Source organism: Paenibacillus sp. FSL R7-0204, from assembly GCF_038002225.1.
GTDB lineage: Bacteria > Bacillota > Bacilli > Paenibacillales > Paenibacillaceae > Paenibacillus_AQ.
This window is the reverse complement of the sequence record NZ_JBBOCA010000001.1, coordinates 7,538,227-7,552,545: the sequence shown is the minus strand read 5'-3', so window position 1 is coordinate 7,552,545 and position 14,319 is coordinate 7,538,227. Positions and strand designations below refer to the sequence as shown.

Below are 14,319 nucleotides of genomic sequence, written 5' to 3'. Positions count from 1 at the left end.
GGAGGAGATACAATGACAATACCGACTAGCAAGGTCAAATTATCACAATGGGATGCCCTTCTGCTGGAAGCGCTGCGTGCGCTGTCCGGGTCTGACGAAGAGCTGCTGCGCAGAGTCAGCGAAGGGGATCTGCCGGCCGATGAGAGTAAATACGAGTTCGATTACGGGCAGTTGTCTGTCCTTGCAGAGGAACAGCCGGAGGGATTCCGGCAGGCCGTTCTCGAAGGCTACCAGATTAAATACAACACCATCCGCGGAATCCGCAGCTGGCTAGAGGTTGCGCTGGGTATTGAAGCGAAGCTGGAGCTGGAAGAGGGGCAGGAAGCGGTAGAAGCGGAATTAACGGAGGCAGAGCGCGGACGGCTGGAGGAAGTGTTGTCTTACGGCTGGGCGGTCACAGGCGTGCCTGCCGGAGACGGCAGTACCGGAACGTACCGGATTGAGCCGATTCAGCGCTAGAATCGGATAAGGGAAAGCCACAGGCAGCCGCTCCAGGAATGGGAGCGGCTGCTTGCATTTTACATATTCAATTGGATTCTGCGCGTGCTTAGTACGCCTTCCAGTCCGGTAGGGTCGGTGCTGACCTTGCGGGCTACAAAGGCTTCGGCGCGCTCCGAGGTGCGCAGGCGCAGCGGCTTGGTCTCAAGCTGTATCAGCTCCCACATAACCTCCGCTACGGATTCAGCACTCTGCGGCTCCACATTCCGCTCCAGGAACGCCGCTCTGTAAGCATCCAGAATCGGCTTGTACTCATCCTCCAGAACGCCGCCTGTGCTGGCGACATGCCCCATTACGGTTGAATTGAACTCTGTAGCGATTGCCCCTGGCTCAAGTAATGTGATATCGATGTTGAACTGCGGCTTGTAATAGGTGGCCAGACTCTCCAGGAGCCCTTCCACTGCGAATTTGCTGGCACAGTAGACCTCATTCATCGGTTGCCCGACCAGTCCGCCGACACTGGAGGTTGCCACAATATGGGCATAGCCAGTCTTTTGCAGCAGCGGCAGTGCAGCCCGGATCGTATGCATTACCCCGTACACGTTGGTATTGAAGACATCCTCGATCTCAGGGAACGGTGCCTGTCCAAGCGCTCTCAGGTAGCCGAATCCGGCATTGCAGAATAATAGATCCAGCTTGCCTTGCTCCGCTTCTATCCGGTCGATAACCTGCTGAATACTCTCCGGCTGTGTCACCTCCAGCTCTACGAACTGCAGACCCTCTACATTCTGGTGCAGCTCCTGTTCACGCTTCAGATGGCGTGTTCCGGCGTAGACCGTCCAGCCCTCATGAGCGAACTTCAGTGCTGTGGCAAGGCCGATGCCGGAGGATGCTCCGGTGATACAGATTACTTTTTTCATACTAGCTTTCGCCTCCATTAGTTTGAACTTCACTGATTTGGACCTGTTGCCAAAGGTATAAATGTTCCAATTTTGCCCACATTATAGCATATAGTAATAGAGCTTCCTGTAAATCGACATAAAGTTTGTTATTTCGCGGGAATTGGGCGATGCCAAAGTTGCTATAATTGTTTTCAGTACGGTACACTATAATAAAAATCTTATCTGTCAGCGAATGGAGAGGAACAAGGGAACAATGGAAGTATTCAAGCGTTATGTCGCCAATTTAACAGTCCGGCGCTTCTTGATTCTGGGATTGATTGGACTGCTGCTGTACAGTATCAGGGATATGCTGAATCTGGTGCTGCTGACCTTCCTGATTGCTTATGTAATGAATAGCTTTCAGGTGCTGCTGAGCAAGCGGATCGGCAAATTCGTGAAGGTGAACAGCAAGGTCATCATCATTATACTGTATGTGGCGCTGATCAGCATGATCGTCATGGCACTCGTCAAATATATGCCCAAGGTATTCTCGCAGATCAAGCAGTTAACCACCTTTCTCGGTACGCTGACCTCCGATGATATTCCGCAGAATGAAATTATGCAGTACTTGTTCCGAAAGGTCAAGGAGCTCAATTATCAGAGCTATTTGAATCAGGGGATCGAATATGTCTTCAAAATCAGCAACTGGGGCACCACCTTCGTCCTGTCCACGATTCTAAGCCTTGTGTTCATTCTGGAGAAGAACCGGATCGTCAGCTTCACCTCCCGTTTGAGAGACAGCAAGATCTCCTGGTTCTATGTGGAGCTTGAGTATTTCGGCAGAAAGTTCATCTCCTCCTTCGGCAAGGTCATTGAAGCGCAGATTCTGATTGCGCTGTTCAATACTTTGTTTACGGTGGTCGGGCTGTGGGTGCTTGGCTTCTTTTTCCAGCCATTCCCGTATCTGTTCGCCCTCTCCATTATGATCTTCATGCTTAGCCTGATTCCGGTCGTCGGCTTTGTCATTTCACTGATTCCGCTGTGTATCATCGGCTATAACACGGGCGGACTGGTGCTGACGATTAACATTCTGGTGATGATTGCCATTCTGCATGTCATTGAAGGCTACTTCCTGAACCCGAAGCTGATGTCCTCCAAAATGAATCTGCCGATGTTCTACACGCTCGTAGTACTGCTGTTCTCCGAGCATTATATCGGGGTATGGGGACTGATTCTCGGGATTCCGATCTTTGTCTTTTTCCTGGATATCCTGGATATCAGCCGGGATAATAAGCCTTCTCTGGAATGATGCAGCCAATTATATAAACTGTAGTACGCATAGGTGATATTCAACCTGCTCAAGGTTCGGGTATCGCCTTTTTATATTAAGATACAGGAGGAATAACCAGATGATCAGATATCCGGAATTAGAAGCAGGAGCCGTTATTGGTGTAACCGCGCCCTCATCAGGAGTGGGAGAGGAGCTTCGTGAACTGCTTGAGCTGGCTATAGAACGTCTGCAAAAAAGTGGATACGGCGTAGTCTGCGGACCCACAGCGTGGACACAGGAGAAGGCCAAATCGGCCCCGGCTGCTGTACGTGCTGCTGAATTCAACGCGATGATGGCCGATGAGTCCATCGGACTCGTCGTGCCTCCCTGGGGCGGGGAGCTGCTGATCGAGATGCTGGAGCAAGTGGATTTCAGCAAGATGAAGTGTAAATGGATTCTCGGGTATTCCGATATCAGTGTGCTGCTGCTGGCTGTCACTCTGAAGACGGGGATTGCCACTGCCCATGGCACGAACTTCATTGATCTCCGGGGACAAGAGACAGACCCGACAACCGCCATGTGGGACAAGGTATTGTCTACGCCAAGCGGCGGCGCTGTACTTCAGCAATCCTCACAGCAATATCAGCTGGAATGGGGAGGCGAGCCGTCGCCCCATGTGTTCAACCTTACAGAAGCTACTAGCTGGAGGACTGTGGGGAATCAGCCCATCACCATGCAGGGAAGACTGCTGGGCGGCTGTATTGACGTTATCCGTCATCTGATCGGCACGCCATATGGAGAGGTGAGGTACTTCCAGCAGCACTATATCCATAATGAGCCGATTCTGTGGTACTTAGAGAATTGCGAGCTGTCGGTCGTCGATCTGCGCCGTTCTCTCGTACAGATGAAGCTGGCCGGCTGGTTCGAGCATAGCAGCGGCCTGATGTTCGGCCGCAGCGCGGCAGGCCGCCCTATGGACGGGTACACCGTTGAGGATGTCTACCAGGAACTGGCCGATGAGCTGGGCCTGCCGGTCGCCTACGACATCGACTGCGGACATCTGCCGCCGCAGGTTACTTTGGTGAACGGCGCTTTTGCAGAGGTAGAGGTTGGGGCAGGCAAGGGAACGGTGACGCAGTACTTCCGGGATTAGAGGATATTCTATGGAGCCGCGAGATCGCTAAGTCAGGCCAGCCTGACAAACTAGCTTCAGGAGGTAATCTATGAGCGTTATTCATCACGTTATAGACAGGCTTAAGTTGAACGTTTCAAATATAGAGGGTGTGCAATCAATCCGGCCTATACTGGATCTGGAAAGAGTCCTGCCGTTATATGATCTATACGATGCATTCGCCTCCATTGTGTGGTGCCGTAACCGGGGTGTGGACAAGAATCAAACGTTCCTGCAGGAGAATGTGAACACGTTAAGGACCTTGGTTGGATATTAGGATGTTGCCTGTACTGACTCTAAATTTCACTCTTCTCATACCATAATCAAACCTCTCTACAACAGGTATATTCGTCATATATAATGTGAATTTATGTCGAATTTAGTTGAAAAAAAGTGCTGGGATTATTCAAGGAATGCTCTACGAATGGCTTGGCATCCTGTATAATTTATGAATATACAGACAGCTATAGCTGCCGATTCCTGAGCAGTGAATCCCTCACGAAAGAGAGTAGTGACTATGAAATCCATCGCCTGGGTGACTGACAGCACCAGCACCATTGATACTGAATTCGCTATGAATAACCATGTGTATATCGTCCCCCTCCGTCTAATCGTCAATAATGAATGTTATAGAGAAAATATAGATATTAACGCCGATCAGTTCTATGACAAAATGCGTCAGCATGACAAGGTAGGCAGCTCCCAGCCGCCGATTGGCGAATTCGTGGAATTATACGAGCGCCTGAAGGAAGAGTATGACGAGATTATTGCGATCCACTGCTCCTCCGAGCTTAGCGGAACCTTCAACACCTCGATGCAGGCGGCAGATATTGCTGGAGTGAACGTAATTGGTATCGATTCCAAAGTAGGCGCATACCCCATTCGTGAGATGCTACTGCGCGGTATTCACTGGCAGCAGTCAGGCTGTTCTGCACAGGAGATCAAGAACAGAATTGATAATATCATCGAGGAAATGTCCTTCTATATCATCCCGGCCAGCCTGAGCCAGCTGCACCGCAGCGGACGGCTCTCCGGCTCTCAGTTCCTGCTGGGCCAACTGATGCGGATTCATCTGCTTCTGCGGTTCGATGAGGGCAAAATTGTCGTCGTTGATAAAATTCGCACCTTCAAGAAGACGAAGCAAAAGCTGCTGGAGACCATCCAGGAGGAAATCGGCCGCTTCCAGGATGTATGTATTATGCACGCCAACAATAAAGAAGAGGCGCTAAGCCTGGAGTGGGCCATTAAGGCCATGTCCCCTTCGGTGCGTACAGAGATTATGACCTTTGTCCCGGTGGTAGGTGCTCATATGGGCGAGGGAACACTGGCGCTGTCTTGGATTAACCGTACGGCCCTGAATAGTATTGAGGCTGAGGATGAAGTGCTGGAGTCTGTGCTCTAGAAAAGGAGCGGAACGATGTTCTTATATCATTATTATGATGCATCTGTGGGTCCGTTTGTCAGCCTATCCGATTTACCGGGCGATCAGGCGAGGGCCGTGCTGGAGACGATTAAGCAGACCAAGCCCAAGGCCCAGAGCGCTCAAAGAAACGATAAGTATATAGACAATCGGCGGAACTGCGAGACCATCATCCGGGCGGAATTTATTCGTAAAGGCGGTCTTGTCCAGCGGTCCTCCCCGCACTATATGGTAGTTGAACATAGTCCGTGGCTAAGTACATGGTTCGAGAATGGCGCATTCCTCAAGATTCCGGTTGAGGAATTTGATGTGAACACGATTTCTTTTACCTATGGAGACTCCATGCCGACCTTCAGCCCGCTGATTAACGATGGCAAAGAGTACAGGCACACCCTGTATACCTATTCCGAGATTGTGAGCATCATTGACAAGTACGGGTTACCGCAGAACTGGAACAATGACGGAAAATACGGTCCCGAGCGGTACGTCGAAGCGCATGTCTGGAGCGATGGGGCGGTTAGCCGGTATCTGAGTGAGCGGAGCTGGGCCCGATAATGTAGTATCGAAGTAACCAGAAAACGGCTGGATCAGGGGAACCTGACCAGCCGTTTTTTAATGGAATAGTATTATTATCAAGACTTCAATCTAAATGATAACAGAATTCAAATGAATAGTCTAGTAATTTATGGGCGAAGTGTTAACATAAGGTTACCGGTAAAACAAAATGTGAGTGCGCACTGCTACATGAAATGGAGTCTGCAAATGAAGGGTTTAGACTTGAGTGAAAAGTTCTATTGGGAGATTGTGAGGCCGCTGATAGCCAGACGTTACCCGCAACTAGTGGAGAAGCATGCTGCCGGATTGATAGGATATGGTTCGGATGTTCTAGGTTATGATGACGTTCTTTCCAGAGATCATGAATGGGGGGCGAGGTGCTACATTTGGCTGCTGGACTCGGATTACGATAAATATGCTGTAGGCCTTGACCAAGCATTCGATGAAGAGGTGCCAGCCTTGTTCAAAGGGTATCCCTCCCGGTTTTCGGTAGATGAATCTCATGAGGTGCTTGTACCCTACAATGGGCACAACAACCTTCATCATATTGCAATTACCAGCGTCTCCCGGCACATGCGCATCCAGTTGGGACTGCAAGCCCCATATCCATCCTTATACGAATGGTTAGTCATTCCCGAGCAGAAATTGCTGGAGTGGACAAGGGGAAGGATGTTTACAGATTCCGTTGGGGAAATGACAGAAGTGCGAAGAGGACTGGCTTATCTGCCCGATGAGGTATGGCGGTACAAATTGAAATATGCCTGGAGTTCATTCCGGCAGCTGTATGTGGCAGGACTTGCAGACCTCCGGAACGAACCGTTGTCGGCCAGGTTGCTCATCAACCGCATGGTGGAGCAGGCAGTTCAATTGATTTTTCTCTATAACAAAAGGCTCCGGCCTGGAACCTACAAATGGATGTTCAGGGAGCTGGCGCAGATCAGCCCTGAGGTCAGCAGGCAAACCAAGCAGCTTGAAGCCATCTTGCTGGAACCCTCTGTTACAAGGGCGGTGGGGCAAATTGAAGAGGTATTAACGGAATTAGTGAATCAACATAACGCGATGAAGCTGACGGATCATATTGTGCTTCAACCCTCCATTTTCTACGCAAGAGGCTTACAATCCTATGCTTATATCAATTTGGAGAATGCTCTATTCGCTACGTTGCCCGAAGAACTTCAGCAGCTTGAAATGCCGGGTGCGCTGGATCAGTTCATTACAAGTGAGCAGCTTTTGATCTGGGCGGATCATTACTCCAAATTCAAGTCAATATACAGTGTCAGGTCTGATAGAGAGAACTGGGGTGGGGGATATGATTGTATAGCTTTTGCAACCTAAGGTTGCAGAGGGGGAGAAGCATTATTCAACTTACACTCGATTTCGATATCTGCCCCTCTATGCTACTATTGGCTGTGTTGAGTGATAGTAGAGTGGAGGTGTCGTCGCATTGATAGATAATAACAAAGCCGGGCAGAATATATTGAACTTAAGGAAGGGGCTATCCCTGACCCAAATAGAGCTGTCCAGCTTAGTTGGCGTAAGCCATCAGGCGGTTTCCAAGTGGGAGCAGGGTGACTGCCTGCCCGATATCGGGGTGTTGCTGAAGCTTGGACAGGTCTTCGGGGTGTCGGTGGAGGAGCTTCTATTAGGGGGGAGTGTTGGCGGCGGTTCAGCTTCTGAGAAAATTGTAAGCCCTCCCATCGAGCTGCCGGATGAGGTCTGGACTGCGGCCTTGGAGCGTATCCAAGGCCGCATCTCACCACCCAGCTTCAACACCTGGTTCAAGGGCACGAAGGGGAAGCAGTTGGGGGAGACTTACTGCGTCTACAGTCCGAGCCGTTTTGCTTCAGAATGGTTATATCACCGCTATTCCAATTTGATTGTACCGATTCTCGAAGATATTACAGGCACATCCAGCCTTAAGGTCGAGTTCTGCTCTATGGGAGCGTGGGACATCAACCGTAAGGATTAGGTTTCTGCCCGGTGGGTTTTGCCAATACATCCTGGTGGGCATGTATATGAACAGCCTGTCAGCATATTTATCTGTTTGATTCACTGGATTTGAATTAGGTGCAAGGAAAGCTACCACTCCATAAAATTCTCTTCAATCAGCGCAGCAAACGATTCTGCGATCACCTCGTAATCCCCGTTATCATGGTCGATGAGCAGTACGCGGCCTTCGGGGTCAAGCAGGATCGGGTTGCCTGAGCCGTCCATGGAGAAGACTGTGCTTCGTGCAAGCAGCCCGCTCATAGGGGTATCCTTGTAATCCTCGCGGAAGGACAACGTTAACTCGGTCACACTCTCCCGCCCGATGGAGGAACCGTTGCTGAAGGCGTGTACGGATAGTCCGGCATAGGCGCCGCCAAAGCTTCGGATGAATTGAACATAATCCTGATCCAGCTTCAGACCCAGCTGCTTCTCTGCCTCAGCGATTTGTTCCTCGGTTGCCGGTATGCCGAGCAGACTCTGATTCCCCTCTTTTGTCAAAAAAAGCTGCAAGCGTTCCATTAGCGCATCATTCATAGCTAATCCTCCTCTTTAAAGAATATCTATTCATCATAACAAGAGCGGCACCCGAGTCAATAGCCCGGGTGCCGCTCTTGTGGATATTCGCTATTTCAAATGCTTCACTCACCCAAACGAAGTTTCGACACTCTGCGCCACGATCTCCCTGAGCTCGGCCTTCTGTTCGTTGAACTGCTGCGGGGTGATGCTGCCGCTGGCGAGTCTCGCTTCGAGCTGCTGGGTCAGTTGCTTAACCTGCAGGTTGATGACCTGGGTCACGTTGCCGCCATTCTCTTCTGCGATGTTACGCAGGGACTTGCCTTCATATAAGGCGTCGTACAGTTCTTCGTCAGAGGTAGGGTTCAGGTTCAGGGCATCCAGCAGCTCATCGGTATCGGCCACATCAGAGGTGGACCATTTGGCGACAGGAAGGGTATGTAAAGCCGGCTTGCCCCAGGCCGTTCCTCCGAACGACATGGCTACAATCATGGTTCCTACAATCATTACACGTTTAATATTCATATGTTTTATATTCATGTGTATAATCCTCTTTTCGTAATTGGTTATATGGATCAAGGTTCATCATGTACGGCGGCTAGTGAACTTCAGCTAAGTACAGTTTACCCAATAATACTGAAATGAAGCTTAAGTCTTCTTAAAGATAACCTAAACTTTGCTTGGCTCTGCCGGTTCCTTGCTCCGGCTTCTTCATCTGCGTTATTCTTGAAGGGCATTACCGGACCGAACAAGCGAGAGCGGAAGGATGAACCGACTATGAAAAAAATACTGGTCGTCGATGACGAACCGGCCATTGTGAGTGCGATTGCCTACGCGCTGCGGCGTGAAGGCTATGAGGTGGATACTGCCGGTGACGGGGAGGAAGCGCTAAGCAAGGCGAATACCTTCCGTCCGAATGTGCTGGTGCTGGATGTAATGATGCCGAAGCTGAGCGGTTATGATGTCTGCCGCAAGCTGGAGGACCGGGATGATATTGGAATCATCCTGCTGACTGTCAAGAATGATATTGTGGATAAAATTGTCGGTCTGGAGCTGGGTGCAGACGATTATATGACCAAGCCCTTCGAGATTCGCGAGCTGCTGGCCCGGGTGAAGGCGCTGCTGCGCCGGCTGGAGAAGAATACGGCTGAGGTCCGCAGTGAGCTGATCGAATACGGCCTCTTGCAGGTTCACCCGGACCGGCGCAGCGCCGAGCTTGGCGGGGAGCCGCTGGAGCTGACCCCGAAGGAATTCGATCTGCTGCATCTGCTGCTCTCGCACCCGCAGCGGGTGTATATGCGCGAGGAACTGCTGGAGCAGGTCTGGGATATGGACTATGCTGGGGGAACGCGCACCGTAGATATTCATATCCAGCGGCTGCGCAAAAAGCTGGGCGAGCCCTATCAGAATATCCTGCAAACCGTCTACGGTGTAGGCTATAAGGCAGTGCCAGCGGGGAGCTACTCATGAGAATCAGCATCAAGCTGAAGTTCAGCCTGTTTCTGGCGGTGCTGCTGATTCTGGCCGTCGGCGTGCTGAGCTACTTCGTTCTGCGCGGCGTGGAGCGCAATGAGCAGGGCCAGACAGAGCATAATCTGGCCCAGCATGTCAACACAGTCAATCTGCGCGTGAAGCAGACTTACTATACCGGTGCGCGCCTTACGCCGCAGGTCTTCATGCAGCAGCGCGGCAAGGCGCTGGCTGCCGAGCTGGCCGGATTCACCGGCCTGGAGGTGACCCTGTACGACAGCCAGGGCCAGCAGGCGGGCACCTCGGCGCAAGGCGAGCCTGGGCAGGGTCCGGGCAAGCCGGATCTCAGCACAGCGCTGGACTACGCGCTGCGCAATAAAGTCGCCTACCAGAGTGAAGGCGACAAGCTGTTCTACCTGGCCCCGCTGCAAGGGCCGGAGGGGCAGATGGGCGTGGTGCAGCTGCAGTATTCCCTGGAGGGCGACCGCAGCTTCCAGCAGACACTGCTGAATCTGTTCCTGACGACAGGCGGCGCGGTGCTGGTGTTCAGCTTCATCCTCGGGTATCTGTATTTCAACCGTGCGGCTGCCTCCATCGGGCGGCTGAAGAAGGCGGCGGAGGATATCCGCGGTGCCAACTATATCACGGCTCCGCCGGTGCGGCGTAAGGATGAGCTGGGGGAGCTGGCCGAGGGCATCTACTTCATGAGCCGGGAGATCGAGCGCAGCATTGCCGCCAAGGATGAGGAACGGCGCAAGCTCCAGCTGGCCGTGGAGAAGCTTCAGGCGCTGGAGCAGCAGCAGAAGCAGTACATCGGGAACATCAGCCATGAATTCAAGACGCCGCTGACCTCGATTAAGGCGTATGTTGATCTGCTGAATATGTATGACGATGACCCCAAGCTGCTGCATGATGCCAAGCTGAGTATTGCCAAGGAGACAGAGCGGCTGTACGAGATGGTGGAGAAGGTGCTGCAATTGACGGCGCTGGAGAAGTATGATTTTGAATCCCAGGCAGAGCTGCTGGAGGTTGAGAGTACGCTGCGCGATATCTGCGGACGGATGAAAGGCAAGGCGGAGCGCTACGGTCTCACAGTCACGCTTGACATTAAGCCCGCGCATATCTGGATTGACCGGGAGAGCTTCATGCATATCTTCATCAATCTGCTGGACAATGCGATCAAATATAATGTCCCGCAGGGGAGTATTCATCTGCACAGCGAGATCAGGGAGCAGCGGGTATGGATTACTGTGCAGGATTCCGGCATCGGCATTCCGGAGGCGTCACGGGAGAAGATCTTCGAAGCCTTCTATACGGTCAACCGTGACCGTTCCAGAGCCTCGGGCGGCACAGGGCTTGGTCTCTCGTTGGTACGTAATCTGGTGGAGAAGCAGGGCGGAACCATTGTTTTGCTGGAAGGCTCAGGCGAAGGGGCGGCGTTTGAGCTGTCTTTTCCGCTGGTGACCTGAAGGGATAATGTTTACAAGTTGGAGATATTTGCGATGCGGTCTGGAAATAAGCGTCCGGTATGCTGAAGAGGCAACGTGAGCGATGAGCTGGAGGGAAGCCTGAATGAATCATTTGAGCCAAAGAGCCTGGGGCAAGATCTGGAGCATTCTGCTCTGCGGAGCTGTTCTGCTATCGGTTACTGCCTGTAGTACTGAGAACACAGATACACGTGAGGTTGTTGAGAAGGCAGGCCGCAAAATTACAGTCCTCGACAATATCAGCGAACCGGTCTACACAAAGCTGAAGCTTGAGGGCATACAGAAGGTGGAGGGTGTGCGGGGGACGGATTTTGCCGGTGAGGATGTAATGGTAATGACCAAGGAGAACCGTAGTCTTCCCTCGCAGGTGATTGAAGGACAGGAACGGTATCCGCTGAATCTCTATCTGCATACCCTGTCCACAGGTGAGGAAGCTCCGCTCCAGGTTGGAGAGCTGAATGTTGGCGCACCACAAATCTCCCCGGACAAGACGCATGTCTTCTTCAAGGAGCTGCATGACATCACAGGATTCGGTTATATTATGGATCTGTCCGGGGGTGCACCGGTGAAGGTAAGCGATGCAGAGTTTCGGGTGGAGGAAGGAAAGTGGGCGGATGACACGCATGTAATTTTTCCTGATATGGAAGGCAATATTCTAAGTGCAGATCTAACCGGCGAGCAGGAGACGATCGTGAAGACGGGCATCCCGTATGTGCATGAGGTGGTTCAGACCGGCAGCCGGATTCTCTATGTTACAGGTGAAGACAGCCAGCTTAGCACCTATGACACAGCGACGAAGCAGACCAAGGTGCTGCGAAAGAATGTGATCTGGGCGGTTCCTTCTCCGGACGGAAGTCAGATGGCGATTGTCGAGCGTATCGGACGCGGAGAGATGACGCTGAAGCTCTGTGACAGCGAGGGCAATGAGCAGTCTAAGTTAGCTTCTGGGCAGCAGATCTTCGGCACCAGCTGGTCGCCGGACGGCAAGCTGCTGGCTTATGCAGTGACGGCGGCCGGTTCAACGGATGACCAGCAGGACCTGTTCATTACCGAGGTGGAGACCGGAGAGCAGACCCCTGTGCTGAATGATTTTCATCTGGCTGACCCTCTCCACTGGAGTCCGTCCGGCAAGAAGCTGCTGGCGACAGCTACGGTGCTGAAGGATAATATCTATCAGTTTCTGACCTACGTGGTCAGCCTGTCGTAGCTCTTTTATACGCCAAAAGCAAAAGGCTGCCCAGGATCAGCCGTATGAGGGCTACCTGGACAGCCTTGCTTTTTTAGAAAATGAACAGCTTGACGGCGGGAACTAATGTACTAAGGCTGGAGGGTGATCGTGGTCTCCAGATTCTTCAGATACGTCCGTGTGCCCTTGCTCTCGCGTCCCGGCAGGAAGTTACCTATACTGTCATGCTTCTGCCCGACAATGCTGAAGTCATCGTTCTTCACCGTCAGTGTGTACGGCTTGATCGTGATGGCCTTTGGCGTGGCGGCAAAAGGAGGATACAGCTCATTCAGATGATATTCCGTCTTTGGCTTGCTGTTATAGAATCCGTATTGATTCGGGTCAATCGAATTGCCCTGGTCATCTACAAGCTCATAGTACATCATGCTGGCATGATAGTCGCCGGTCTGCTCTGCGGATTGCGGAACCTCACCCTGGCTGCTCAGAACCAGGCGGGTGGATACCGGGGTGACCTTCAATTGCTCCACCGTGTAGCTGAAGGAGCCTTCGGTTTTGGTGATATTCGGAGTAAGCACCAGGGCGTTATCCATGATTTTGACCGGGGCCGAGAATTCAAAGATTTCATTCACCTGCTTGACCTTGGCCTGAATTGTCAGCGTGAAGGCATCCGGCAGATTCAGATCACCTGACAGCTCTCCGAGATAGGCATTATCCTGATAAGGAATATCACCGAATCCTCCCGAAGTGAACTTAATCTTCTGCCCGTCAGCCAAGACGACCGGCGGCTCAATCAACTGCCCCATAGAAGCTTCGCCGGACAGATCCAGCCCACCCTCATGCTCCAGTTGGAAGCTCAGCCGCGTTCCGTCATAGAGCAGATCGGTCAGCCTCAGGGTAACCCCGTCATGGGTAACGCTCAGTCCGGGCTGGGATAAGATCCCCTGACTCATGGCCAGCTCCACCGACTGCGGGCTGGTTCCCTGATACAGGATGCCGATCCCCGGAATTTTCTTAAGCGTATCTGCCATTGCCGGTGACACGAAGCCTGCACCCAGAACGCCTGCGCCTAGTACCCCGGCGATGGTGGCGGCGATAGCTGTTTTTTTGATGAACCCCGGTCTGGTCTTAGAACCTCTTGATCTTGTGATGCTGCTCATTTCAATCTCTCCAATCTTATTCATAATGATCCTGCTTAATTCCGGTCTTGGCTTAACGGACTCCCGAATCTGTTGTTCAATGGCATCCATCTCAGGATGTCTTGTTCGCACCTGATATTGTTCCATGCATCCTCGCTCCTTTTTGGCCGGCACGCTCCAGCAGCTTTTTGCGCAGCCGTTCGTATTTTTTGCGGACTGTGTTGGCCTTGATCCCCATAATCCCGCTGATCTCTTCGAAGGTGTACTGCTCTACCGCCTTAAGCAGCAGGATGTGGCGTTCCTCTGTGGTCAGACAGGCCATTAGCTCGGAGGTTACCGATTCACTTGCCGGGACCTGCTCCTGCCACTGCTGCTCCCTGTAATGCTCTACTAATCTAAGCCAGCGGCTTTGTTTTTTCTTCAAATTGATTAAATGGTGGTAGGCCAACTTGTACAGCCAGGCTGAGAAGGAAGTGCTGCTGCCATAGCGGTGAAGGTTCGCATAGGCGCGGATGAAGATTTCCTGAACGGCATCTTCTGTTTCGGTATGGTCTTTGAGAATATAGAAGCAATAGGTATAAATCTGGCGTTGAAACCGCTTAATGATGATCTCGTACGAGTGCTTGTCTCCGGCCTTCACAGCCTCTACAGCCTGCTCGATCATTAAGCTTCGTTCGTCCGCTTCCCCGGGGACGGTTAATTGCACTTACCTCACCTCCTGTGGTTGGATACCTATATAACAATCGAAGTGTAGCGTATTGTGACACAATCAGAAATAGGAGTGATGGGGAAATCACAAAAAG

16 protein-coding genes are annotated in these 14,319 nt (G+C 51.9%); 11 read left to right on the top strand and 5 right to left on the bottom strand.

Features of this window, described 5'->3' with window-relative positions; all coding sequences use genetic code 11:
• Positions 1–12 precede the first annotated feature (12 nt).
• A complete protein-coding gene (locus MKX42_RS32715; protein WP_340757548.1) occupies positions 13–459 on the top strand; it encodes a hypothetical protein in 447 nt (148 codons plus the stop codon).
• 59 nt (positions 460–518) lie between these two features.
• Here the strand turns inward: MKX42_RS32715 and MKX42_RS32710 are convergent, their stop codons facing one another.
• Positions 519–1,358, bottom strand: coding sequence for an SDR family oxidoreductase (locus tag MKX42_RS32710; protein WP_340757547.1), 840 nt, complete (start codon positions 1,356–1,358; stop codon positions 519–521).
• Positions 1,359–1,593: 235 nt separating this feature from the next.
• Between MKX42_RS32710 and MKX42_RS32705 the strand changes: the two genes are divergently transcribed.
• The 7 genes from MKX42_RS32705 to MKX42_RS32675 all read left to right on the top strand — a co-directional run bounded on the left by MKX42_RS32705 (position 1,594) and on the right by MKX42_RS32675 (position 7,704).
• Positions 1,594–2,628: an AI-2E family transporter gene (locus MKX42_RS32705; RefSeq protein WP_340757546.1), complete on the top strand. Its 1,035-nt coding sequence runs from the start codon at positions 1,594–1,596 to the stop codon at positions 2,626–2,628.
• Between the two features lie 100 nt (positions 2,629–2,728).
• Positions 2,729–3,742, top strand: a complete 1,014-nt coding sequence (locus MKX42_RS32700) for a S66 family peptidase (RefSeq protein WP_340757545.1) — start codon at positions 2,729–2,731, stop codon at positions 3,740–3,742.
• 70 nt (positions 3,743–3,812) lie between these two features.
• Entirely contained in the window at positions 3,813–4,037 is a 225-nt protein-coding gene (locus MKX42_RS32695; RefSeq protein ID WP_340757544.1) for a hypothetical protein, read from the top strand.
• 240 nt (positions 4,038–4,277) lie between these two features.
• Positions 4,278–5,162: a DegV family protein gene (locus tag MKX42_RS32690; protein WP_340757543.1), complete on the top strand. Its 885-nt coding sequence runs from the start codon at positions 4,278–4,280 to the stop codon at positions 5,160–5,162.
• Positions 5,163–5,177: 15 nt separating this feature from the next.
• Positions 5,178–5,735, top strand: a complete 558-nt coding sequence (locus MKX42_RS32685) for a hypothetical protein (RefSeq protein WP_340757542.1) — start codon at positions 5,178–5,180, stop codon at positions 5,733–5,735.
• A 207-nt stretch (positions 5,736–5,942) separates the two neighbouring features.
• Positions 5,943–7,070: a DUF4037 domain-containing protein gene (locus MKX42_RS32680; RefSeq protein WP_340757541.1), complete on the top strand. Its 1,128-nt coding sequence runs from the start codon at positions 5,943–5,945 to the stop codon at positions 7,068–7,070.
• A gap of 109 nt (positions 7,071–7,179) precedes the next feature.
• Complete coding sequence (locus tag MKX42_RS32675) at positions 7,180–7,704, top strand: helix-turn-helix transcriptional regulator (protein WP_340757540.1); 525 nt, start codon at positions 7,180–7,182, stop codon at positions 7,702–7,704.
• A 110-nt stretch (positions 7,705–7,814) separates the two neighbouring features.
• Here the strand turns inward: MKX42_RS32675 and MKX42_RS32670 are convergent, their stop codons facing one another.
• Positions 7,815–8,258, bottom strand: a complete 444-nt coding sequence (locus tag MKX42_RS32670; RefSeq protein WP_340757539.1) for an SMI1/KNR4 family protein — start codon at positions 8,256–8,258, stop codon at positions 7,815–7,817.
• Positions 8,259–8,366: 108 nt separating this feature from the next.
• Positions 8,367–8,777 (bottom strand): hypothetical protein, encoded by a 411-nt coding sequence (locus MKX42_RS32665; RefSeq protein WP_340757538.1) that lies wholly within the window; start codon positions 8,775–8,777, stop codon positions 8,367–8,369.
• Positions 8,778–9,014: 237 nt separating this feature from the next.
• On the opposite strand from MKX42_RS32665, the gene MKX42_RS32660 reads away from it, so the two are divergent.
• The 3 genes from MKX42_RS32660 (at position 9,015) to MKX42_RS32650 (ending at position 12,401) form a co-directional block, all read left to right on the top strand.
• Positions 9,015–9,707 (top strand): response regulator transcription factor, encoded by a 693-nt coding sequence (locus MKX42_RS32660; RefSeq protein ID WP_036723597.1) that lies wholly within the window; start codon positions 9,015–9,017, stop codon positions 9,705–9,707.
• Positions 9,704–11,176: a sensor histidine kinase gene (locus tag MKX42_RS32655; RefSeq protein ID WP_340757537.1), complete on the top strand. Its 1,473-nt coding sequence runs from the start codon at positions 9,704–9,706 to the stop codon at positions 11,174–11,176. Before MKX42_RS32660 ends, MKX42_RS32655 begins: the two co-directional genes overlap by 4 nt.
• A 103-nt stretch (positions 11,177–11,279) precedes the next feature.
• Positions 11,280–12,401 carry a TolB family protein gene (locus MKX42_RS32650; protein ID WP_340757536.1) on the top strand — a complete coding sequence of 374 codons (1,122 nt, stop codon included), beginning with the start codon at positions 11,280–11,282 and terminating at the stop codon, positions 12,399–12,401.
• 110 nt (positions 12,402–12,511) lie between these two features.
• Here MKX42_RS32650 and MKX42_RS32645 read toward each other — a convergent pair whose 3' ends face one another.
• Complete coding sequence (locus MKX42_RS32645; protein WP_340757535.1) at positions 12,512–13,663, bottom strand: DUF4179 domain-containing protein; 1,152 nt, start codon at positions 13,661–13,663, stop codon at positions 12,512–12,514.
• Positions 13,629–14,222: an RNA polymerase sigma factor gene (locus MKX42_RS32640; protein WP_340757534.1), complete on the bottom strand. Its 594-nt coding sequence runs from the start codon at positions 14,220–14,222 to the stop codon at positions 13,629–13,631. Before MKX42_RS32640 ends, MKX42_RS32645 begins: the two co-directional genes overlap by 35 nt.
• Positions 14,223–14,319 lie beyond the last annotated feature (97 nt).

Bases quoted from the DNA above. Each gene is read 5' to 3' on its own strand.
- MKX42_RS32715 (WP_340757548.1), top strand. From the start codon at position 13: ATGACAATACCGACTAGCAAGGTCAAATTATCACAATGGGATGCCCTT.
- MKX42_RS32710 (WP_340757547.1), bottom strand. From the start codon at position 1,358: ATGAAAAAAGTAATCTGTATCACCGGAGCATCCTCCGGCATCGGCCTT.
- MKX42_RS32705 (WP_340757546.1), top strand. From the start codon at position 1,594: ATGGAAGTATTCAAGCGTTATGTCGCCAATTTAACAGTCCGGCGCTTC.
- MKX42_RS32700 (WP_340757545.1), top strand. From the start codon at position 2,729: ATGATCAGATATCCGGAATTAGAAGCAGGAGCCGTTATTGGTGTAACC.
- MKX42_RS32695 (WP_340757544.1), top strand. From the start codon at position 3,813: ATGAGCGTTATTCATCACGTTATAGACAGGCTTAAGTTGAACGTTTCA.
- MKX42_RS32690 (WP_340757543.1), top strand. From the start codon at position 4,278: ATGAAATCCATCGCCTGGGTGACTGACAGCACCAGCACCATTGATACT.
- MKX42_RS32685 (WP_340757542.1), top strand. From the start codon at position 5,178: ATGTTCTTATATCATTATTATGATGCATCTGTGGGTCCGTTTGTCAGC.
- MKX42_RS32680 (WP_340757541.1), top strand. From the start codon at position 5,943: ATGAAGGGTTTAGACTTGAGTGAAAAGTTCTATTGGGAGATTGTGAGG.
- MKX42_RS32670 (WP_340757539.1), bottom strand. From the start codon at position 8,258: ATGAATGATGCGCTAATGGAACGCTTGCAGCTTTTTTTGACAAAAGAG.
- MKX42_RS32665 (WP_340757538.1), bottom strand. From the start codon at position 8,777: ATGAATATAAAACATATGAATATTAAACGTGTAATGATTGTAGGAACC.
- MKX42_RS32660 (WP_036723597.1), top strand. From the start codon at position 9,015: ATGAAAAAAATACTGGTCGTCGATGACGAACCGGCCATTGTGAGTGCG.
- MKX42_RS32655 (WP_340757537.1), top strand. From the start codon at position 9,704: ATGAGAATCAGCATCAAGCTGAAGTTCAGCCTGTTTCTGGCGGTGCTG.
- MKX42_RS32650 (WP_340757536.1), top strand. From the start codon at position 11,280: ATGAATCATTTGAGCCAAAGAGCCTGGGGCAAGATCTGGAGCATTCTG.
- MKX42_RS32645 (WP_340757535.1), bottom strand. From the start codon at position 13,663: ATGGAACAATATCAGGTGCGAACAAGACATCCTGAGATGGATGCCATT.